This is a genomic window from Spirosoma agri, from assembly GCF_010747415.1.
Lineage (GTDB): Bacteria > Bacteroidota > Bacteroidia > Cytophagales > Spirosomataceae > Spirosoma > Spirosoma agri.
Genome location: NZ_JAAGNZ010000001.1, coordinates 3,656,796 through 3,678,994 on the forward strand (window position 1 = coordinate 3,656,796; position 22,199 = coordinate 3,678,994).

Below are 22,199 nucleotides of genomic sequence, written 5' to 3' on the forward strand. Positions count from 1 at the left end.
TTATACGGGTAGCGTGTTGATTTCCTGCTCCACTTCGGTCAGATCGGCTTTCGGGGCATCGCAGGTGGAGCAGCAATAGTCACCGGGTAGTTCCGAAAAAGCGGTTCCGGCCGGAATGCCATTCAGCACGTCACCGTATTGTTCGTCGTACACCGTGTAGCAATGCGGGCATTGATACACAATCGAAACGGGCACAAACGTAGGTTCTGGCTTTTCCGGTTCCAATCGAACGATTGCGGTACGTTCCTGCGCGCGCCGGGTATTGAACGTACGGCACAAACGGTTTATCTGATTGGGCAGGTGTATCTTCAATAACCCCTTTTCAAACAGATGATATGTTCGGCTGTTGGGATTGAACGCGTCGGTGTAGTAGACATCATAGACACTGATCAGCGCTAACTGGCCGATCTGAAGCAGTGGCCGTTTCCGTACGAGCACTGAACCGAACACTTCCGATTTTGGCCGTGTCTGTATACCAAAGCAGAGGCCGAACGTTCGCGTGTCGTGCTTCTCGAAGTAACGCAGCACGTAATGTTTAAGCTGCGTTCCTTCGTCGGTATGGTCTTCCGTTTGCCAGGCCAGTTCGTTGGCCGCGTGGCGCACGTTGATGTTGTGCTTCCCCAGTATGTACGACCAGGCAGCCCGATCTTTCTCTTCGATCCCTTTGATAATGAGCGATTTCCAGGGCGTCACGCATAACTCACCAATCCGGGTCGTCAAACATACGGCGCAGACATCCAGCAGGAACGCAATCGAAAACTGTTCATCCCGACGATAAAGACCCAGCCACGAACGCTGTCCGTATCGGTTGAATCCTTCGTAATAGGGCAGCGAAAATTCGGGGAGATGGACCTCATCCGTAGCCGGTTGTGTAATAAATGACTGTTCTGCAGTTACGGCTTTGTATAGTTGCTCTTCGTCACGGTGACCCTGGTCCAGCATGGCCTCTTCAACCGCTTTGGCAAGCCGCCCGAGGTCGTTCACGTAGATCAATGTTGGCCATCGAAATAAGGTATTGCTTTGTTTGGGACGGACGTACAGATACCAGAAATGGGGTTCCGACGAAGCGATAAAATTCAGGTTTCCGGTAAAAAACGGCGTGAAACTCTGGTTCGAATCAGACAGATTGACCTTTAATCTGGGCTGGTAATCAAACTGATCCAGAACGGTATGGTATTCGCTCTCGCGCAACCAGGCTCCGGTCCGAAACACATCTTCTCCACAGTAAGAGCTAATGATGTTCGGATACTGCTCCGTGTTGACTTCATAGACGATCTGGTGCTTTTTCAGGTCTTTTTCCAAAAATCGCATGTCTTCGTAATGGACCGTCATCAGCAACTGCTGACGGGCTCCAAACCGCACGGTCCGAACTTTGGCGTCGTGAGCCAGGGTCAGGATGGTCTGCAACGTACCGGGCGATACGATCCCGGCGGGCATATTGATTTTTACGGTATAGTAATCGCGCATAGTTTTTTGTGTAGAGACCGCACCGGCGGACCGGCCATCCCTGGTGTCTCATGTGCGTCAGCAATAAACCCATCCGGTCAGGAGACGCCAGGGATGGCCGGTCCGCCGGTGCGGTCTCTACGCCAGCACGTTCATTTTTTCCAGAATACTCCGCACCTCGGGCCGGCACGAACCGCAGCCCGTTCCAGCCCCGGTCTTCTGACAAAGCTGCTGAAAATCGGTGCAGCCAGCCTGAATGGCACGTTCCAGATTTCCCTGCCCGATGGTGTTGCAGGAACAAACTAGTTTACCTTCCACCGGGTCCACTTTTTTGCTGGCCCGCAGCAGTTGCAGTCGTTTGTCGGATAGTTCAAGACCGTTGGCAATGAGGTCACGGAATTCGGCAAATTCATTTTTATCGCCGACCAGAATGGCCCCGACAAGCTTATCGGCCTGAACGATGCACTTCTTATAATACCGTTTCGCTTTATCGATAAAGACAATTTCCTCATAATCGGCTCCGGCTGCTGTTGCGGGGCCAGCGGGTACTTCACTGATGCCGATACTACACAGATGCAGCCCTTCCATCTTGAGGATATTCATGGACAGGCTTCCGCGATACGGCTGTGAAATATCGCCCGCGATAAAGCGAGCGGCAATGTCGGCCTGTTGCTCAGCCGCCAGTGTAACACCCCACATCTGACCATTCCACTGGGCTACTTCGCCAGCGGCAAAAATGTCGGGATCAGCCGTTTGCAGGTAATCGTTCACGACGACGCCCCGGTTACAGGTCAGCCCGGCGGCACGGGCCAGTTCAATGTTCGGCTCCGTTCCGATCGCCATCACCACTACCTGACAGGGCAGTTTTCGACCCGATTTCAGCGTAACGCCTTCCAGCCGGGTGGTTCCGGCAAACGTCTGTACTTCCTCGTTGAAATATACCTCAATGCCCCGGTCCAGCAGTTCAAGATAGAGCAATTCGCTGGCGAGCGCATCGAGCTGACGTTCCATAAACCGCCCTGATCGATGAATCAGCGCCACGCGAACGTCAATCTGACGCAACGAAGCCGCTAGTTCCAGCCCTAACAAACCGCCCCCAACCACAACAGCCTGGGGTGACTTTTGATCAAGAAAGGGCAATAAAGAATCAGCATCGAGTCGGGACCGCATGTTGAAAATGCCGGGCAGACGGGGTACGCCTTTGGGCATAAACGCGCGACTACCGGTTGCTAACAGAAGCTTATCGTACTGATGTTCAATGCCATTGGTATCCGTAACGACCTTACAAGCCCGGTCGATATGCGCAATGCCAACGCCTTTATGAACAACGATGTTAGTGTCGGCAAACTGATCTTCCCGAAGCTTGACAAGTTGCTCCCAGCTCTGCTCGCCACTGATGTAGTCGGGCAGCAGAACCCGGTTATAAAAGGGATAAATCTCCTTGGAGAAGACGTGGATTTCGTCGTTACTGTTCAGCGTCCGGTACGTATTGATGAAGCCCAAACCAGCCGAACCAGCTCCAATGATGATAATCTTCTCAACGGGTTTCCGATACGCCACGACCTCAACCGCCGAAAACTTGAAATCCGGCTCTTTCGAGCGCGGGTCTACGAGCGAATTCGTCAAATTATTGGCCCGGTTCAGGGTACTGATTCCCGGCGCGCCAGCCGGCATCTTACCCCAGTGCATCGGCAGAAAACACAACCCAACGCGAACATCTTCCGTCAGTTGCGCCTTCACACGCACGTGCCCGCGCCGGCCCCGCACCTCCACTAACTGGCCTTCCTCAATGTTTCGAACTCGGGCGTCTTCGGGGTGAATTTGCAGGACGGGTTGCGCGCTGTGCTGGTTCAGTTTGGCAACCCGGCCCGTCTTGGTCATGGTGTGCCACTGATCGCGGATACGACCAGTCGTTAAGACAAGCGGAAAGTCTTCGTCAATGGGTTCGGACGTATTTTCGTCGGGAACCGCGTGAATCTGCGCCCGCTGGTTGGGGGTGTAAAAGCGATGATCCGTAAACAGTCGTTTCGTCCCGGTCTCCCCTATCCCGCTCCCCTCGCTTTGTGCCGGATAGGGCCATTGTATCGTACGTTTCGTTCGCAGCAACGCATGACTAACGCCCGTTACATCGACGTTCGTTCCGGCGGTAATGCGCGTGTATTCCTCATACACCTCGGATGCATTCGCGTAGGTAAAATCAGCGCCGAAGCCCATTTTCTGCGCAAATCGCCAGATGATTTCGGCGTCGGGAAGCGCTTCGCCGGGTGCATCAAGCACTTTTGGCAAGTACGTGATCCGACGCTCGGCGTTGGTCATTGTTCCTTCTTTTTCGAGCCAGGCCGCAGCGGGCAGCACGACATCGGCAAACTGTACGGTATCGGCCCGGTTCGATACATCCTGCACAACCACGAAACGAGCCTTTTTCAATGCTTTTTCGGCTGCGTTCACGTCAGGGAGGCTAACCAACGGATTCGTGTTGATGATCCAGATGGCTTTCAAGCGGTCGTCAGCCAGGGCTTCGACCATTTCAGTGGCCGTCAAACCGGGTTTAGCGGCAATCTTGACCGGACTATTCCAGAACGCTTCCACTTCGGCACGGTGGGCGGCATTCGTCACGTCGCGGTGGGCGGGCAAACTGTTCGCCAGGCCACCTGTTTCGCGGCCACCCATCGCGTTCGGCTGACCCGTCAGCGAAAAAGGACCATTGCCGGGTTTGCCGATCCGGCCCGTGATCAGGTGCAGGTTGATCAGCGACAGATTTTTGTTGACGCCGATCACCGACTGGTTCAGGCCCATCGTCCAGAGCGACAGAAACCCCTTCGAACGGCCAATCCACTCAGCCGCCGTTCGAATCGCATCGACCGAAACGCCACAGATGTCGGCGGCTTCCTCGATCGAGCGTTGCCTTACCTGCTCCTGGTAAGCTAAAAAACCATCGGCATGATTAGTAATAAACTCGTTGTCAATGTAATTTCGCTCGATCAGCAACCGACCAATGGCGTTATTGAGCACAATATCGGTGCCGGGCCGAAGCGGTAGATGCAGGTCCGCCGAGCGGGCAGTATCGGTCTTTCGAGGATCGATACAGATGATTTTCACGTTCGGATTAGCCGCTTTTCGCGCTTCGATACGACGCCACAGGATCGGGTGGCACCAGGCCGGATTGGCCCCTTCGACAAAAAATAAGTCCGCTTCGTCAATATCATCGTAACAAACCGGCACCGAATCTTCACCCAGCGACAGTTTATACCCAACCACCGCCGAACTCATGCAAAGCCGGGAATTCGTGTCGATGTTGTTGGAGCCGATAAACCCTTTGATGAGCTTATTGACCAGGTAATATTCTTCGGTCAGGCACTGCCCCGACACATAGAACGCAACAGAATCAGGGCCGTATTTCTGGATAAATGTCCTGAAGACGGCGGCAGTGCGTTCCAGAGCCGCTTCCCAACTCACCCGCTGCATCGGCATCGACCGGTTGAGCCGCATCTGGGGATAGAGCAGGCGATCCGACTGGTCCATGACCGTGTAATGCAGGTTCATCCCCTTCGAGCAAAGCATACCCTTGCTGGATGGGTGTTGCGTATCACCTTCCAGGCTCAACCGCCCGTTCTGCTCCTGTTTGACTACAATTCCACAGCCAACGCCACAATAACAACAGGTAGTTTGGTGAGTCATGATGCGTCCTGATTGAGTAGAGTAAACGGGTTGCAGAGCGGGTCGAAACCCGCCCGACAACACCGCATTCGTATAGGGTTACGCAGTTTGCAATTCGGCTTCGGCGGGTTCGACCACCACCGATTTGTTAAAGTTGACCAGGAACAGAACCATTCCGATGACCGCTACGATACAGCCAATGTAGAGAAAAGCCTGTCCGTACGAGATCGACGGCGACTTGAACAGAAAGCCCATTAGCATACCACCGACGTTTCCGCCCGCACCAACGACACCCGAGATGACGCCCACGGCTTTTGGATTTACAAAAGGCACGATCGCGTAGGTAGCCCCGTTCGACATTTTCAGGAACAGCGCAAAAGTGATCATCGCCAGAATCGCCATGGGTAAGTTACCCGCCTGGGCGAATAGCATAATTCCCGCCCCTTCCAGCAGTAACATGGCCGCCAGCAGCAAGCCTTTGCCGCGCATACCGTATTTATTGCCCACTTTATCGGCCACAATACCGCCGAGTGCCCGGGCAAAAATGTTCATCCCGCCGAACAGCATCGCCCAGAAACCGGCCTGCGTTTCTTCCATCTTGAAATTGTCGAAGAAGTAGAGCGCAGCCACACCATCGAACGTAATTTCCATCCCGAAGCAGCAGCCATATGCCAGCGCCAATGCCCATACCCGAATGTCAGCGCAAGCCTTCCAGAAACTTACCTTCTCACCCGTTACCACCGTCCGTTCAACTTCAGGCGATCCGTAATTTCCATTGGGTGTATCCTGCGTGAACCGGTAATAGACAAACGCCATGATCAGCATCAGAACGCCCGGAAAAATCATCGCCAGACGCCAGGCTTCGGGCTTCGTGTAGCCGAACCCGACAATGGTAGCCATGATCAGCGGCATCGCCAGTTGGGTAATGCCACCGCCCAGATTGCCCCAGCCACCCGCTACGGCGTTGGCGGTTCCTTTAATTTTCGGGGCAAACATCATCGACGTGTGAAACTGGGTGATCACAAAGGAGGCTCCAATGGTGCCGATCGCCAGGCGGAACAACAGAAATGTCGTGTAGTCATGCGCCAAACCGACAAACATCACAGGTAATGATCCCAGCACGAGCAGCGCCGTGTAGGTTTTACGTGGTCCCCACGTATCGCAGAGTTTACCGACGATCAGCCGGGCAAAAATGGTTGCCGACACGGCAGCAATGATGATGTTCCCGACCTGGGGTTTGGTCAGGCCCAGGTCGGCCCGGATGGCGGGCATCAGCGGAGCCAGTCCAAACCAGCCGAAAAAACAGACGAAGAAGGTTAGCCACGTAATATGGAACGTGCGCATCTGAATCCCTTTGAAGCTAAGAACATTGAGCTTTTCGAGCGGCTTATTAACGAATGCATTCATGGTTGTGTGCGTTTAGAAAGTCTTGTGTTGTGTTTCTTTAGCGTTGGTTTTTGACCCGACGACCGATTATTTTTTGATAGCGAAAAAGTCAGGGCGGATGTTAATCATCAGGTAAGCCCAGGTCCCGGTTTTACGTTTCTGGTCCATAGTACCCTGTTTGGCGTACTCCAGGCTATTTGTTCCCTTCATAAGCGAATACCCAAACTCGGCGGTGGTAAACTTATTGAGGGCGTACGTCGCAATAAAGTCATACTCGATACCTAGTTTCGAGTCGATCAGCGCACCCGCGGGGGCATCGGGCAGTTTGTTGTAGGTAGGAGCTGCCAGCGAAAAATAATGGACATCCAGACCCGTTGTCAGGCGATTGCCCGTGTACCTGAATTTCAGAAAGGCATCTTTCAACCCACCCGTAGGAGATCCCGTTCCCGCGTAGAAATAATCCATATTACCCCGGAATTTGTGTGGTGTTCCGTACAAGGGATCAAATCGGCTGGTTTCTCCGGCCTGAATGGTGGTGGCATTGTTGCCCGATAGTAGTTCATAACCCGGTCCGAAGCTCAGTGGACCTTTCTGAATCATGACGTTGGCGCCGTAGTGATACGCCTTCCGAATGCTCAGTCCATCGCGGTCTTTACCGCTTTGGCCATACGCGAACGCCTGCCATTGGATTTTCCCAATTCGAGATGAAGGTCCACCCAGCAAACCCGTCAGCATAGCACCATACGTCATACGTGAGTTCGTACCCGCCACGTCATAACGTCTCCCATATACGTAGCCTTGCGCGGCATTGCCCAGCGAGTCGATCCGATACTTCTGGAAGTCATCTTTGAAGAACAGCGCGGAGAACTTGGTCTGCCCCGACGACGGCCCGCGAAACGTGCGCGCCAGGTAAACCATCTGGAACGATTTGAACTGCTGATTCTGACCGTTCGTGCTCAATGGCGTCAGTAAAACCGGGGCACCCCCTTTGCCGGCTGTCGGCAGGAAACCGGCGGGTACGGCCAGCGTTACGTTGTTGGTAGACAGGGCCGAAGCGGGTGCGTTGGCTGCCGTATAATAATCACCCACCACGCCGAATGCATCTGTGTTCTGGTTAAACCCAACACCCAGGTCGAGGGCCCAACCCTTGTGCTGCCCTTTCAGGATGGCGGCATCGAATCGGCGGCCCTGCTGAAGCCAGTCCAGGTTTCCGATCAGGCGGGCATCGTCGTAAATCATTTCCTGCCGGCCGATTTTCAACGATAAGTTTTGAATCGGCTTAAAGTTCATCGTCGTATCGGCACTGTTGATGAGCGTAATATCGGCCCAGGCTTCGTGCACCATGAGCCGGTTTCCATCAGCATTGTTGATCGTAGCGGCATCCTGACCCCAGACGCGGATATCCTGAATCGCCGTTTGAAACTGGATACGATCCCACTTGTACCCAAACGTCAGCCGGGTGCGCTGCGACGTAAAAAACGCAGCCGGGCTACCGTTGGGAACCAGATTACCAACCCCGTTCCGCAGTTCGGTTCGGGTGCGCAACTGCCCGACGAGCGAGACTTGCGCAGACAACTTCGATTGAGTAGCCAATAGAATAATCCATAGGGCTACTATCCGATTAACGGTATAATTCATAGCAATAGACAATCCGGTTAAGACGAAAATGAACGGTAGAAGCACTAGCGAGCGGGCTTATCCAGATAGGATAAGCGCTTGACGAACAGACCGGGATCGATCGTTCTGACGAAGAAAGGGCGAGGATGGGTGGGCTGTTGCCGCACCATTGGCGTGAAGACGCGGATTTGCTTTACCTGCTTTTTTTCATTTTCTTTGAAGCGTTTGTGTTTTTCGCATAAACAATCCTGTTTGGCCGATCCAAAGGTGCCCCCACACCGGATCGGCTTTTTTTGTTTGAATTCCTGTTTTGTCGGACGCCACAACCCTTACCTAGCAGGCCATAGAGAAGTTACGCATGCACTCCGCCAGGTAAGACGGATGCAGGGAAACCACGTCGCCAATGATGAGTACAGCGGGCGCCCCCACGCCTTGTGCTGCCACCAATTGAGGTATGTTCCAGACCTGACCAAGTACACTCTGTTCATCAGCCCGCGTGCCGTTCTGCACGACCGCCATCGGCAAATGACCACGACCGGCTTCACAGTACATAGCGCAGATTTCGGCTAGCTTGCTCAGCCCCATCAGCACGACAACCGTAGCTTTTGACTGAACGGCCAGCCGCAGATCGTCGGACAGTTCGCCGTGGCGCGTCGTCCCCGTAATGACCCAGAAACTTTCGCTGACGCCCCGGCTTGTGACCGGAATACCCTGCGATGCGGGTACAGCAATACAACTTGATACGCCCGGTACCACCTCGCACTGAATGCCGTACTGACGCGCATAGTCATATTCTTCAAAACCGCGCCCGAATACGTACGGGTCGCCCCCTTTTAACCGCACCACATGACCATGCTCCTGCGCCAGACGCACGATCAGCGTATTGATTTCGTCCTGTGATAGCGACACTCTGCCGGCCCGTTTGCCAACGTACATTGTCAGCGCCGATTCAGGTGCAAAATCCAGTAAAGAGTCATTAGCAAGGTCGTCGTATAAAACAACATCTGCCTGCCGGAGCGCCCTGATCCCTTTCAAGGTGATCAATTCGCCGTTGCCGGGACCCGCCCCCACGAGTGTAAGCTTTGGCTGCATCGATTGATAAGGTTTAGCTTTCATAGTTAAATAATACTATAACCAGTAAAAGCGTTCTGTTCTAATAACTGCTCAAAATTATGAGTGATATTTTGAAAAACAATACCTATTTCGCAAAAACTAGATTAAATTTTAGCTAAAACGAAACAATATTCTATGTTTTTCCCAAAAAACAGTTTAGTTTTGACCTATCAAATTTTAAGAGCTACGGGGGTAATTCTTAGAATAACACTATTTAAAAACAGGTTTGTTTCATTGATATAGTCAATTTAAACTATGAGCGACAACACAAACAGGCGTATCGTCGTCATTGGCAACGGCATGGTAGGCTACAAGTTCTGCGAGAAATTGATAGCCAAGAACAAAAACGGACACCACTTTTCGCTGACGGTTTTTGGCGAAGAACCACGCGTAGCCTACGATCGCGTCCATTTAAGTGCCTATTTCGCCGGAAAATCAGCCGATGACCTGACGCTGGCACCCGAAAGGTGGTACGCCGAAAACGGTATTGATCTCTACCTGACCGATCCGGTCGTGGACATCGATCGGGAACGCAAACAGGTCCGTTCTCACCATGGGCTCGTAGTACCCTATGACTATTTGATTCTAGCGACAGGGTCGGGCGCGTTCGTGCCGTCGGTAGCGGGTGTCGAGAAAGACGGCGTCTTCGTGTATCGTACCATCGAAGACCTCGACTTCATTCAATCGTACGCGCGAAAAGCGCGCAAAGGGGCTGTACTGGGCGGTGGACTACTTGGTCTGGAAGCGGCCAAAGCCTTGCTGGATCTGGGTCTGGAAGAAGCGCACGTCGTTGAGTTTGCCCCGCGCCTGATGCCCCGGCAAATCGATGATGCGGGCTCGGGTATTTTACAACGCCAGCTGGAATCGCTGGGGCTGCATATCCACCTGTCCAAGAGTACGCAGGAAATTACCGGCGACGATGCCATAACCGGGATGCGGTTCGCCGATGACTCCCTGCTCGAAGTCGATATGCTGGTTATTTCGGCGGGTATCCGGCCACGCGACGAACTAGCCAAAGCCAGCGGTTTAGATACGCATCCGCGCGGAGGTATTCTGGTCAATAATTTTCTGCAAACATCCGACCCCACCATTTTTGCCATCGGCGAATGCGCGGTGGTTCACCACATGATCTACGGTCTGGTGGCTCCCGGCTACGAAATGGCCGACGTGGTAGCCTCGCGACTACTGGGCGACGAGAAGGAGTTCAAGCCCTTCGATATGTCGACCAAGCTCAAGCTGATCGGTACGGACGTAGCTAGCTTCGGCGACCCGTTTGCGGCCGAGTCAGGCACGCACGCCTGCCGCACCATCGTTTACGAAAACAGAGCCAAGGGCGTTTACAAACGGATCAATGTATCGGCAGATGGTAAAGAATTGATCGGCGGTATTCTGGTAGGTGATGCCGAGCAATATAATATGCTGTTGCAGACGTGCAAAAATAAGACCATCCTCCCACCCGACCCCGAAGACCTGATCCTGGGATCGCGCGGGGGCGAAGATGCGGGCGCTGGCGTGATGAGCCTGCCCGACGATGCGCTGATCTGCTCCTGCGAAGCCATCACCAAAGCCATGCTCTGCCACGAAATCAGCGAAAAAGGCCACAACACGGTCGATGCGCTGAAGAAATCGACCAAAGCCTGCACGGGTTGTGGCGGTTGTACGCCCATGGTGAAGGACCTGATTCTGGGGGTCATGAAGCAGCAGGGCGTTTATGTCCGGAACATTCTCTGCGAACATTTCGACTACACACGTCAGGAACTGCTGGATCTGGTCAAGATCAATAACCTGAAATCCTACGGCTCTATCCTGAATCAGTTCGGGCATGGCGACGGTTGCGAGGTCTGTAAACCAGCCGTAGCGTCTATTCTGGCGAGTCTCTGGAATGAGAATATTCTGGAAAAAGGCCGGGCAACCATCCAGGATTCCAACGACCGTTTTCTGGCGAACATCCAGAAAGGTGGCACGTATTCGGTGGTGCCGCGCATTCCGGGGGGTGAAATCTCCCCCGACAAGCTGATTGCGATCGGGCAGGTTGCGAAACGATACGGGTTATATACCAAAATTACGGGCGGTCAACGCATTGATCTGTTCGGAGCGCACGTGGGCGATCTCCCCCGAATCTGGGAAGAACTCATTGCGGCTGGTTTCGAGAGTGGTCACGCGTACGGTAAATCATTGCGCACGGTGAAAAGCTGCGTAGGCAGTACCTGGTGCCGCTACGGCGTTCAGGACTCGGTTTCGTTCGCGATCGAGATTGAGGAACGTTACAAAGGCATCCGGTCTCCGCACAAACTTAAATCGGGCGTATCAGGCTGTGTCCGCGAATGTGCCGAAGCCCAGAGCAAAGATTTTGGCATCATTGCGACCGAAAAAGGCTGGAATCTGTATATCGGCGGCAATGGCGGTTCTAAACCGCAACACGCTCAGTTACTGGCGTCTGATGTTGATAAGGAAACCTGCATTCGCTACATCGACCGGTTTCTGATGTTCTACATCAAAACGGCTGACCCCCTGACCCGCACCGCTACCTGGCTCAACAAGCTGGACGGGGGCATGACGTACCTCAAAGCGGTGGTGATCGACGATGTGCTGGGCATTGCGGCTGACCTGGAACGCGAGATGCAATTACTGGTCGATACGTTCAAGTGCGAATGGACCGAAGTTGTGGAAAATCCTGAACTCCGCCAACGGTTCGCGCACTTCGTGAACGTACCGGAGCAATACGATCCCACGGTTCAGTTCGACGCCCTGCGCGATCAGAAACGGGCGAAAGAGTGGCGATAAACGAGGCAATGGCCAGAAGCCATTTCCGATCGCTGCACCCGATTCGGTTTACACCAGTACAAAACTCCACATCGTCTCCGGATCGCGGTGGGGTTGCAATTCTTCCTATCGTATCATCTAAAGCAATACAACCCATGGACGTTCTCGTTGCTCCCAATCCTGACATAACGTGGCATCTGGCCTGTGAGGCCGACGCGATCCCCGAAGATGGTGGTGCCTGCGCCCTCATCAACGGACGGCAGATTGCCATTTTCAATTTTACCCGGCGTGGCGAATGGTATGCCACCGATAACGAATGCCCGCACCGCCAGCAGATGGCCCTGTCGCGGGGTATGATCGGCAGCCAGGGCGACGAACCGAAGGTCGCCTGTCCGTTTCACAAAAAAACGTTTTCGCTCCAGAGCGGTCAGTGCCTGACGGATGACGCGTACCAAATTGCTACTTATCCAGTCAAAGTAGACGCCGGATTCGTGTATATTGGGGTATAATTGGCCCACAATTGAGGTTATAGATGTCCCGCTGAACGGTGATCGATACGCCATGTCGTCAAGATATGGCGTATCGATCACCGTTCAGCGGGACGGACGGTTTTACCCAAGCGAAGCAGCATGAAACAACTTGATCAGCAGGTAGCCCGCCGGTTAACCCGGTTTTACGTCCTGGCACTCACGACCATTGCCGTGTTGGTTGTGAGCGGGCTACTGTTCATCAGGCATACGATCAGCACCCACTACGACGATAGTCGCGTCGTGAACGTAACCGGTCGGCAGCGGATGCTGAGCCAGCGACTAACGAAACTTGCTCTACTGAAAATCACGGGATTACCGGCGGCTGATACCGTTTCGTTCGACTCCCTGCTGCATACGTGGCACCAGACCCACCTTCAACTCCGGAGTGGCCTGCTGGCAATGGAGAAGACCTATACCGTTCGGAAAAGCAGGCAGTTAGACAGCATGTTTACCCGAATCGACCCGGTGTTCAACTCTATTTACCGGAGCTTCGCCCGGATCAATGACGCACAGGCTACGCAAGCGCAGAAAAAAGAAGCCCTCCAGGTTATTCTGCGGGATGAGCTATCGTTCGTGCAGCAGATGAACGACATCGTTTTTCAGTTTGACTCCGAAAGCTTCGAGCAGGTGCGGTACCTGGAACAAATTGAATGGGGCCTGACCCTGGCTACGCTCTTGACTCTTTTGATCGAGGCTTTGTTTGTTTTCCGCCCGGTGGTTCGGTATACGAAGAATATTGTTTGGCAGTTGGCCCAGTCCGAAAATGACCTTCAACTAGCCAATGTGCACATGGAACGCACCAACCATGAACTGGAATTGACGAACCAGCATCTGGCGGCTACGAATCACAAACTGGTCGATACGCAGCAGGAACTGCTGCGCACGACCGAAGAGAAGTACCAGCTTCAACTTGCCGAAGAAACGATCCGGTTAGCCGCCCTGATCGAAGGCCAGGAAGAAGAACGGCGACGCTTTGCCCGCGAGCTTCACGACGGTATCGGCCAGATGCTGACTGGTCTGAAACTACACGCCGAGACGATGAAGTCGATCAAATTCGCGGACGAAAAACAACGGCTCCGCTTTGAGGAACTGTGTCAGCTAATCTACGACATTATTCAAACCACCCGTCAGATATCGCATAACCTGATGCCCTCCGTATTGGGCGACTTTGGTTTAGGCGCTACCTTGCAGTTGCTGGCCGATCAGACGATGCGCTCGTCTGGCATCAACGTGATTTTTGACGGCAATCGGGAGGCAAAACGATTGAACCCATCCACAGAAATCGGGTTATACCGGATTGCACAGGAAGCCCTGAACAATGCCATAAAGTATGCCGATGCACAAACCATTCGTATCAGTCTGCAACAAAATACCCGTAAACTCGATCTGGCCGTGATCGACGACGGCAGAGGGTTTACGGTCAAGGCGGTTCGCACGGAGAGCGGGCAGCTTTCCGTTATCAACGGCCTCGAAACGATGCGTACCCGAACGCGACTGCTCAACGGTACACTGACCATTACCTCGAAGCCTAAAAAAGGTACTAAAGTAGTTGTTAACATGGCCCTGGCCGACAATCGGCAATGAACGACCTGGCGGTATTCGTTTACTACGGCATCCTCATCACTCCATCACGAACGAAAAATACAAACCCGATTTATCATGGCTATTCGAATCATTCTTGCTGATGACCATTCTGTAGTGCGAAGGGGAATGCGGATGCTGCTGGAAGACGAAGCGGATATTCAGATCGTGGGCGAAGCGTCTGACGGCGACGAAGCGATCGATCTGGTTGCATCCACCAAACCGGACGTGTTACTGCTGGACATTACCATGCCCCGGCTGTCGGGTATTGACGCGCTGAAGATGATCTCACAGCAATACCCTACCGTTAAAACACTGATGTTCAGCATGCACGAAAACCCGGATTATATCTTAAAAGCGGTTCAGTATGGCGCGGTCGGGTATCTGCTGAAAGATACGGGCCACGAAGAAATAATACGTGCCGTCCGGACCGTGACCAGGGGAGACCTGTATTATCCACCCAATGCGGCTTCCATTATTATTCGTCAGTTCGTTCTACCAACGATCGGTTCGACGAATCGAGATACGCCGACGTATAGTCCGAAAACATCCTCCGTCTGGAACAAGATTACCACGCGGGAAGCGCAGATTCTGACCTGCTTGATGGATGGCATGAGCAGCCAGAAAATCGCCGAGCATTTTGGTATCAGCGCCAATACCGTAGCCAACCAACGGGCGAGCATCATCCGGAAAGCAGGGGTAAAAAACACGGTAGACCTGATCCGGGTAGCGATGGAAGAAAAGAACAGCAATTAGTTTGGCCCTAGTTAAGGGCGGATGTGGGTTGACCTACTTAACGATCCCGGACAGGCCCGTATGAGCTGGGTGCAAAGTAAGTACGCTTTTGGATCATTGTTTTTGTCCAGTTCACCGCGTCATTTTCACTCCTATAGTCCGTGAACTACTTTAATTATGACTTTTCAGGGAAATTAAACGTTTGTTTAAAAAAACTATTCAAATAAGTTGTGTGTTAACTAGTGAACAAATACTTTTGATGACCCAATGAGAAAAAACATGAGTTGTTCTCCATTTAAATCAACCGAAGAAAAAATCCGGGAAGCCGCCAAGCAGGTCTTTCTGGAGAAGGGGTTTGATGGAGCTACATCACGGGACATTGCCGATACCGCTGGAATAAACATTGCACTGACGAATTACTATTTCCGGAGTAAAGAGAAGCTGTTCATGAGCATTTTCGAGGAAATGCTTCAGCTGTTTTTCAACGGCATGATCGAGATTCTGAACAAGCCGACCGGTTTACGCGAAAAAATTGCCGATCTGATCGAGCATGACTTCCAGTTGATGAAGGCCAATCCGAGTCTGACGATTTTCGTTATGAACGAGATTCACCGCAACCCGGATCGTATGGCCAATTGCATTGGGGTTATGAAACAAATTCATCATTCCATGTTCGAGGAACAACTTCAGCAGGAAATCAGCCAGGGGAATATTCGCCCTATCTCGGCTACGCACCTGATGCCCATGATCTTCTGCAACATTCAGTTCCTGTTTATCGGCAAAGCCATGCATATGAAGACGTGGCAGATGAGCGAGGCTGATTTTGATACATTTAGCACGCACCACAAAAATTTGGTCATCGATATGATTACGAACTTTTTGTTCGAATCAGAAAAGGCATGACCTTTTTTTTGCCTATGTTTTAAACAAATATTTAAAACCATTGATTAGTTCAACCATTTAAAAACACTGTTTTATCTCCAACCATGAAAACCGTTCACTGGTACCTTTCCACCCTCTTCCTGTTGACAGGCTCGCTGGCCAGCGCGCAGGACAATACACTCGACCAGTTAATTAGTAAGGCCCTGACCAACAACTTCAGTGTGCAGTCGGCGCGGCTCGATGAGGTCAAGACCGAAGCACAGATCGCCGAAGTGAAAGCCAATGCACATCCGCAGGTGAACCTGACGGGCGACTACAGACGCTATCTCAAAATTCCGGGGCAGGTAATTCCCGCTTCGGTGTTTGGCGGACCGGAAGGCACGTATTCCGCCGTTGCGTTCGGACTCCCTTACAATCTCTCTACGACGCTACAGGCATCGCAAACGCTTTATAATCAATCGTTGTTGATCGCCACCAAAGCCGCCAAGGCCAGCCGGGACTTATCAGCGTTGCAAACGCAGAAAACGAAAGAAGATGTGGCTTACAACGTGTCGGCTACGTATTACAACCTCCAGACGACTGCCCAACAGATCGCCTTCCTGCGCAGCAACCTTACCTCGACGGAACGGCTCATTCGCATTACGGAACTACGGCGTCAGAATCAATTGGCGCAGGGCATCGATGTGGACCGGCTGCAACTCAGCAAAACGGCATCGCAAACGCAGATCGAATCGCTACAAGCCAGTTACAACCAACTACTAAACATGCTGAAATTCCTGACCGGAACGGCACAAACGGATTCGTTGCAGGTTCGCACAGCCATTGAAGAAACGATTCCGGTAGCCCCTGGCAACGAATACACCATCAACCGGACGGACTTGCAGCTGATCGATCAGCAGAAACTGATCAACGGTCTACAGCAACGGAACATCAAAGCCGGTTTTTTTCCGACGGTGTCAGCTTACGGCGTTGCGAATAGTTCGGTCTATGCCATTGGCGGAGACAACTCGTACATCAAAAACCTCCCCGGCTACTGGGTTGGTCTTCAACTGAACTGGAACGTATTCGACGGCCTGGCGCGTAAAGCAAAACTGAGCCAGAACCGCATCGACAACCAAAAATTGGAGGTGCAGAATCGGGAAGTTCGCGAGTCGATCTCGATGGATATTGCCAATGCCCGCACCAAGTTTCTGGTCGAGCAGCAGAACCTGTCAACAAACCGGGGGCAAGTGTCGCTGGCCGAAAAGGTCTACACCCAAACCCAACTTCAGTTCAAGGAAGGCACCGTCGATATCACCGATGTGGTGCAGGCCGAAAACTCCCTTCGCGATGCCCAGAACAACTACCTCGGCACGCTGGTCAACCTGCGCACTTCCGAACTGGACTGGAAAAAAGCAACCGGCAGCTTAATTAACCGATAGATCAACTCCATTAACACAACCTGTAATTTCAGCAAAAGCCATGAAACGAATTTGGATATTAATTGCCCTGATCGGCACACTGGGCATGACCGCCTGGACGCTGTTGAACAACAAAAAACAAGTCGAAGATAAAATTTACAAGCCCAACCCGGATCAGAAAGTAGGCGTCCGCACCGCCGTTGCCGAGTTACGCAGCTTGTCGCAGGCAAACGAATTTTTGGGCTCGTTTGCTGCGAATCGTCAGGTCGAAATTCGCCCGCAGGCGGGTGGTCAGATCATTCAGCTGCCCGTTGAAGAGGGACAGTCGGTGGGTACGGGTCGCCTGATCGCGAAGCTGGACGACGAACAGCTGCGCTACCAGATCGAGGCTCTTCAGGTAACGCTGGAAGGCTACCAGAATGACCTCAAACGCTACGAGAATCTGGTGAAAGGCGACGCCACCCCCGCCGTCAATCTGGAACGCACCCAGTTAAGTATCCGCTCTACGCAGGCGCAGATCAAGCAGATTCAGAAGCAGATTGCCAACACCACAATCACGGCTCCGTTCGGCGGTATCGTCACGGAGAAGATGGTTGAGAAAGGATCGGTCGTCTCGGTAGGGTCGCCCATCATCAAAATAACGGACATTTCGTCGCTGAAACTGGTGGTCGATGTACCGGAAAAAGCCATCAATCAGTTCCGCGTTGGTCAGTCGCTTTCAGTGTCAACGGAGGTATATCCAGCCGCACGCTTCGCGGGCCGGGTCACGATGATCGGGGCCGAAGGCGATGCCGCCCACAACTACCCGGTTGAAATTACGGTCAATAATTCCGGCAAGAACCAGCTACGGGCCGGTATGTACGGCTCAATTGCCAACACCAGCAAACTGAGCGGACAAACCCTATCGGTACCTCGTCAGGCCATTATTGGATCGGAAAAACAGCCGCAGATCTATGTCGTAGAAAACGGCAAATCAGTACTTAAATCCGTCAAAATCGGCGCAACGACCAACGAGTATTATGAAATAACGAACGGCCTGAAAGCGGGCGATCAGGTCGTTACGAGCGGTCAGATCAACCTACAGAACGGAACAGCCGTCAACGCGCAGTAGTGCCGACGCACACCCTAACGAATCTATATCATGAATTTCGTAGAAACAATTATCAAGCGCCCCTCATTCATTATCGTACTGTTTGCGATCCTGACGATTGGTGGTGTGTTTTCGTACCGGCTGCTGAGTTACGAGTTGCTACCGGAATTTTCTACCCCGGTTATCACCATCACGACCGTGTATCCGGGCGCGGCTCCCTCGGAAGTTGAAACGGAGGTGAGTCGAAAAATTGAAGATGCCGTATCGGGCCTGGATAACCTCGACGATGTGAAGGCCAATTCGTTCGAAAACGCGTCGGTGCTGGTCGTTCAGTTCAAACCCGGCACTGACATCGATCTGGCCTTGCAGGATGCCCAACGGGAAATTGACAAGATGGTGAGCGATCTGCCCGACGATGCCGAGCAGCCTTCCCTCTCTAAAATCTCGCCTAGTGATCAGCCCATTATGCAGTTGCTGGCCACCTCCACCCTGCCGAATGAAGTGTTTTATCAGCAGGTTGAAGACAAATATTTACCTGTTCTTCAGCAGATTAAAGGCGTAGCCGACATCACAATGGTTGGGGGCGACAAGCGGGAAATCCGCATTAACGTCGATGATGACAAGCTGAATTATTACGGGTTGTCGCTGCTTCAGGTAACGCAGGCCATCAATCAGGCCAACCTTGACTTTCCGACCGGTAAAGTGAAGAGCACCACCGATAACATGACGCTGCGGCTGGCCGGCAAATTCACCTCGCTGGACGACATTCGTAAATTAGTGATCGTTACACCCGTTAATGGCAGCCCGATTCGGGTGAGCGACGTGGCGAACGTAACGGACGGACTAACCGAAGCCAGCAGCATCAGCCGCTACAACGGGAAGGACGGCATCGGTCTGTTCATCAAAAAACAATCCGATGCGAATGCGGTTGAAATCAGCCGGTTAGTGCAGGAGAAACTGGGGCAGATCGAGAAAGAAAACACCAAAGACAAAGTCAATTTTGCGATTGCCTACGACAGCAGCGTATTTACACTCGCATCCGTAGAAGCCGTTACGCACGATTTGTTTTTGGCCGTTGGGCTGGTTGCCATTGTGATGCTTTTGTTCCTGCACAGCTTCCGGAACGCGTTCATCGTCATGGTATCCGTACCGGCTTCGCTGATCTCGGCGTTCCTGTTCATGTATGTGATGGGTTATTCGCTCAACCTGATGACCCTGCTGGCGTTATCGCTCGTGATCGGGATTCTGGTCGATGACTCGATTGTGGTCCTCGAAAACATCCAGCGCCATCTTGAAATGGGTAAAAATCGCTGGCAGGCTACCCTCGACGGCGTTAGCGAAATTGGCTTTGCGGCTGTCGCCATCACGCTGGTTATTGTCGTCGTATTCGTACCGATTACGTTCGTCAACTCGGTCATCGCCGATTTGCTGCGGCAGTTCTCGCTGACAGTTGCCTTCGCCACGATGGTCAGTCTGGTGGTCAGCTTCACCCTGACGCCGTGGCTCACGTCGATGCTCGCCAAGTTGGAGCACCTGAATCCAAAGAATCCGTTTCAGGCGTTTCTGCTCTGGTTTGAAAAAGGATTGACGGCGCTGACCAACGGGTATCACAACAGCCTGGGCTGGGTACTGAGCCACAAACTGGCGTTTACAGGTATTCTGGTGGCTATTTTCGTCTTCACCGGCTGGGTCATGAGTTTGGGCATTATCGGCTCGGAATTTGTGGCGCAGGGCGATCAGGGAAAATTCCTGTTAACGATGAAGCTCGACAAAAGTGCCTCGTTGCAGCAGAATAACCTTACTTCGCGGAGCATCGAAAATTACCTGCGCCGGAAACCCGAAGTGCAGACCATCTTCGCCAACGTGGGTGGCGCCAGCACGGGTATGAACAGCACCGGGCAGGGTGAAACCAACCGTACTGAGCTGACCATACAACTGGCCGATGCAGCCGAACGACCCGGTCATGTGCTGACGGAACAATACATGATTGATGTGCGGCACGAACTGGAAGAACAGTTTCCGGCTATTGAATTTAACTCCTCGGTAGTCGGTATGGTCAACTCCGGCTCGGCCCCGATCGAGATTTTCCTGAGTGGCGATGATGTCAGCAAGAACCTGGCAGCCGCGCAGGAACTGGCCAATCGCATCAGGAAAACGCCCGGTGCCAACGACGTGAACGTGTCGGTAGAGGCTGGCAATCCCGAAGTTCGGGTAGATATCGACCGGGAGAAAATGGCGAAACTGGGTCTGAACATTCAAACCGTGGGCGGCACCCTACAAAACGCCTTTGCCGGTAACGACGACTCGAAATACCGGGATGGTGGCGAAGATTACGACATTCGCGTGATGCTCGATGCCTTCGATCGGAAGAACCCGGATGATGTGAAGAATATCAATTTTTTCAGTCCCTCCGCCAATCGTACGGTTCGTTTAGCTGAGTTTGCGAACGTATCGCTCAGCAATGGGCCATCGTTGCTGGAACGGAAAAACCGACGCTCCTCGGTGACAGTGACGGCCAATACGCTCGGCACGGGTTCGGGTACGTTGACGGCGGTGATTCAAGCCGATCTGGCCAAAAATCCGATGCCTGCCGGGGTTACATTGAGCTGGGGTGGTGACGCTAAAAACCAGAGTGAAGGCTTCGGATCGCTGGGGATCGCGATGCTGGCGGGTCTGATGCTGGTGTATTTCATCATGGTGTTACTCTACGATAGTTTTGTCTACCCGTTTGTGGTACTGTTCTCGGTGCCGGTAGCCGTGATTGGTGCGTTGTTGGCGCTCGCTTTAACCTCGTCGAACATCGGTATTTTCGCCATGCTGGGTATGCTCATGCTGATTGGTCTGGTGGTTAAGAACGCCATTCTGATCGTCGATTTTGCCAACCAGCAAAAAGCGCAGGGCGTACTGTTCCGGGCAGCTATTCTGCACGCTGGTGAGGAACGCTTACGCCCAATTCTGATGACGACCATCGCAATGGTGATCGGTATGATTCCGATTGCTACGGCAAGCGGGGCGGGTGCCGAATGGAAAAACTCGCTGGCGTGGGTGCTGATTGGTGGATTGAGCAGTTCAATGGTGCTAACGATCTATCTGGTGCCGATGATGTATTACCTCGTCGACCGACTCCAGGAATGGTTTAACAGCCGCTCGAGGAAGACGAAGAAAGCGGAATCCCTGACTGAGGCCGCTGTTTCTTAACGCTAAACTATTCTGCCCCTCTCCCTCAACCGGAGAGGGGTTTAACCCTCTAAAAACATGACACTTACGCAAATTAACAATCGGTTGCAGGACGTGCTGGCAACCATGGGCGTTAGCTTGACGGCCCTTAGTGATCAGGCTAATTTCACGCGCGATCTGGGTCTCGATTCACTCGACGTTACCGATTTGCTGGTACAGGTGGAAGCCAGTTTTGGTATTCGTATTCCGGACGAAGACTGGTGGACACTCCAAACAATCGGCCAGTTGAAAGACTATCTCAGTTACGTCACCCTGTGAGCACTACCCCCATCTGTGGCTATCAATGACCAGCCATATCTTCCCTTGACCCGATACGCTAACCTTCTTCCCTTGACACATGGAACCGGCCTTACACGCATCCGATCAACCGCAACAGGTAATGCCCCTTTTGGCAGACTATGACCGTTGGCTGGCGTTTCTGACGGCTTGCCGATTAGCCACCCGTCACTATGATCAACAACTCAAGCGGATCAAACGGACCAATCCGCAGCTCGAAACACTAAGCAACTACCTGCGCGATTGCATGCGTCATCGTACAGTATTTTTCGGAAAACTGGCTACGCTTTTAGCGACGCGCACCGATCAACTGCGGACCGACCCGACCAATGCAGACCTCGTCCAGCGCCTGACGCATGCTCATCCGGTGCTGCAACTGATGATCGGTCAACTGACAACCGCTTTCGCTGAAATCGAAGACGCCTACCAATCGTTTCCGTTCCTGACGACAAGGGATACTCCACCGGTAATCCAGAACTAACGGAC

16 protein-coding genes are annotated in these 22,199 nt (G+C 52.8%); 10 read left to right on the forward strand and 6 right to left on the reverse strand.

Annotation, left to right across the window (positions count from 1 at the left end; translation table 11 throughout):
• The 6 genes from GK091_RS15175 to cobA form a co-directional block, all read right to left on the reverse strand.
• On the reverse strand, positions 1-1,467 hold the full coding sequence (locus tag GK091_RS15175) for a rubredoxin domain-containing protein (RefSeq protein ID WP_164039856.1): 1,467 nt from the start codon (positions 1,465-1,467) through the stop codon (positions 1-3).
• A gap of 117 nt (positions 1,468-1,584) precedes the next feature.
• Positions 1,585-5,124: a nitrate reductase gene (locus GK091_RS15180; protein WP_164039859.1), complete on the reverse strand. Its 3,540-nt coding sequence runs from the start codon at positions 5,122-5,124 to the stop codon at positions 1,585-1,587.
• A 78-nt stretch (positions 5,125-5,202) separates the two neighbouring features.
• Entirely contained in the window at positions 5,203-6,510 is a 1,308-nt protein-coding gene (locus tag GK091_RS15185; RefSeq protein ID WP_164039861.1) for a NarK family nitrate/nitrite MFS transporter, read from the reverse strand.
• A gap of 66 nt (positions 6,511-6,576) precedes the next feature.
• Positions 6,577-8,127, reverse strand: a complete 1,551-nt coding sequence (locus GK091_RS15190) for an alginate export family protein (protein ID WP_164039863.1) — start codon at positions 8,125-8,127, stop codon at positions 6,577-6,579.
• 44 nt (positions 8,128-8,171) lie between these two features.
• Complete coding sequence (locus GK091_RS15195) at positions 8,172-8,432, reverse strand: hypothetical protein (RefSeq protein ID WP_164039865.1); 261 nt, start codon at positions 8,430-8,432, stop codon at positions 8,172-8,174.
• A gap of 7 nt (positions 8,433-8,439) precedes the next feature.
• Positions 8,440-9,198: a uroporphyrinogen-III C-methyltransferase gene (cobA, locus tag GK091_RS15200; RefSeq protein ID WP_164040826.1), complete on the reverse strand. Its 759-nt coding sequence runs from the start codon at positions 9,196-9,198 to the stop codon at positions 8,440-8,442.
• Positions 9,199-9,474: 276 nt separating this feature from the next.
• Between cobA and nirB the strand changes: the two genes are divergently transcribed.
• From nirB to GK091_RS15250, 10 genes are all read left to right on the forward strand, one after another.
• Positions 9,475-12,003 carry a nitrite reductase large subunit NirB gene (nirB, locus tag GK091_RS15205; RefSeq protein ID WP_164039868.1) on the forward strand — a complete coding sequence of 843 codons (2,529 nt, stop codon included), beginning with the start codon at positions 9,475-9,477 and terminating at the stop codon, positions 12,001-12,003.
• Between the two features lie 134 nt (positions 12,004-12,137).
• Positions 12,138-12,491 (forward strand): nitrite reductase small subunit NirD, encoded by a 354-nt coding sequence (gene nirD, locus GK091_RS15210; RefSeq protein WP_164039870.1) that lies wholly within the window; start codon positions 12,138-12,140, stop codon positions 12,489-12,491.
• A gap of 120 nt (positions 12,492-12,611) precedes the next feature.
• On the forward strand, positions 12,612-14,096 hold the full coding sequence (locus tag GK091_RS15215; protein ID WP_164039873.1) for an ATP-binding protein: 1,485 nt from the start codon (positions 12,612-12,614) through the stop codon (positions 14,094-14,096).
• Between the two features lie 75 nt (positions 14,097-14,171).
• A complete protein-coding gene (locus GK091_RS15220) occupies positions 14,172-14,849 on the forward strand; it encodes a response regulator transcription factor (protein ID WP_164039876.1) in 678 nt (225 codons plus the stop codon).
• Between the two features lie 258 nt (positions 14,850-15,107).
• On the forward strand, positions 15,108-15,731 hold the full coding sequence (locus GK091_RS15225; RefSeq protein ID WP_246202235.1) for a TetR/AcrR family transcriptional regulator: 624 nt from the start codon (positions 15,108-15,110) through the stop codon (positions 15,729-15,731).
• Positions 15,732-15,814: 83 nt separating this feature from the next.
• A complete protein-coding gene (locus GK091_RS15230) occupies positions 15,815-17,131 on the forward strand; it encodes a TolC family protein (protein ID WP_164039883.1) in 1,317 nt (438 codons plus the stop codon).
• Between the two features lie 40 nt (positions 17,132-17,171).
• Positions 17,172-18,221: an efflux RND transporter periplasmic adaptor subunit gene (locus GK091_RS15235; RefSeq protein ID WP_164039885.1), complete on the forward strand. Its 1,050-nt coding sequence runs from the start codon at positions 17,172-17,174 to the stop codon at positions 18,219-18,221.
• Between the two features lie 30 nt (positions 18,222-18,251).
• Positions 18,252-21,398, forward strand: coding sequence for an efflux RND transporter permease subunit (locus GK091_RS15240; RefSeq protein ID WP_164039888.1), 3,147 nt, complete (start codon positions 18,252-18,254; stop codon positions 21,396-21,398).
• Positions 21,399-21,455: 57 nt separating this feature from the next.
• Entirely contained in the window at positions 21,456-21,695 is a 240-nt protein-coding gene (locus GK091_RS15245; protein ID WP_164039891.1) for an acyl carrier protein, read from the forward strand.
• Between the two features lie 79 nt (positions 21,696-21,774).
• Positions 21,775-22,194 carry a hypothetical protein gene (locus GK091_RS15250; protein ID WP_164039894.1) on the forward strand — a complete coding sequence of 140 codons (420 nt, stop codon included), beginning with the start codon at positions 21,775-21,777 and terminating at the stop codon, positions 22,192-22,194.
• The last annotated feature ends 5 nt before the right edge of the window (positions 22,195-22,199 follow it).

What these genes read in the sequence shown, in the direction of transcription:
- GK091_RS15175 (WP_164039856.1), bottom strand. Translation starts at nt 1,467, where the DNA reads ATGCGCGATTACTATACCGTAAAAATCAATATGCCCGCCGGGATCGTA.
- GK091_RS15180 (WP_164039859.1), bottom strand. Translation starts at nt 5,124, where the DNA reads ATGACTCACCAAACTACCTGTTGTTATTGTGGCGTTGGCTGTGGAATT.
- GK091_RS15185 (WP_164039861.1), bottom strand. Translation starts at nt 6,510, where the DNA reads ATGAATGCATTCGTTAATAAGCCGCTCGAAAAGCTCAATGTTCTTAGC.
- GK091_RS15190 (WP_164039863.1), bottom strand. Translation starts at nt 8,127, where the DNA reads ATGAATTATACCGTTAATCGGATAGTAGCCCTATGGATTATTCTATTG.
- cobA (WP_164040826.1), bottom strand. Translation starts at nt 9,198, where the DNA reads ATGCAGCCAAAGCTTACACTCGTGGGGGCGGGTCCCGGCAACGGCGAA.
- nirB (WP_164039868.1), top strand. Translation starts at nt 9,475, where the DNA reads ATGAGCGACAACACAAACAGGCGTATCGTCGTCATTGGCAACGGCATG.
- nirD (WP_164039870.1), top strand. Translation starts at nt 12,138, where the DNA reads ATGGACGTTCTCGTTGCTCCCAATCCTGACATAACGTGGCATCTGGCC.
- GK091_RS15215 (WP_164039873.1), top strand. Translation starts at nt 12,612, where the DNA reads ATGAAACAACTTGATCAGCAGGTAGCCCGCCGGTTAACCCGGTTTTAC.
- GK091_RS15220 (WP_164039876.1), top strand. Translation starts at nt 14,172, where the DNA reads ATGGCTATTCGAATCATTCTTGCTGATGACCATTCTGTAGTGCGAAGG.
- GK091_RS15225 (WP_246202235.1), top strand. Translation starts at nt 15,108, where the DNA reads ATGAGTTGTTCTCCATTTAAATCAACCGAAGAAAAAATCCGGGAAGCC.
- GK091_RS15230 (WP_164039883.1), top strand. Translation starts at nt 15,815, where the DNA reads ATGAAAACCGTTCACTGGTACCTTTCCACCCTCTTCCTGTTGACAGGC.
- GK091_RS15235 (WP_164039885.1), top strand. Translation starts at nt 17,172, where the DNA reads ATGAAACGAATTTGGATATTAATTGCCCTGATCGGCACACTGGGCATG.
- GK091_RS15240 (WP_164039888.1), top strand. Translation starts at nt 18,252, where the DNA reads ATGAATTTCGTAGAAACAATTATCAAGCGCCCCTCATTCATTATCGTA.
- GK091_RS15245 (WP_164039891.1), top strand. Translation starts at nt 21,456, where the DNA reads ATGACACTTACGCAAATTAACAATCGGTTGCAGGACGTGCTGGCAACC.
- GK091_RS15250 (WP_164039894.1), top strand. Translation starts at nt 21,775, where the DNA reads ATGGAACCGGCCTTACACGCATCCGATCAACCGCAACAGGTAATGCCC.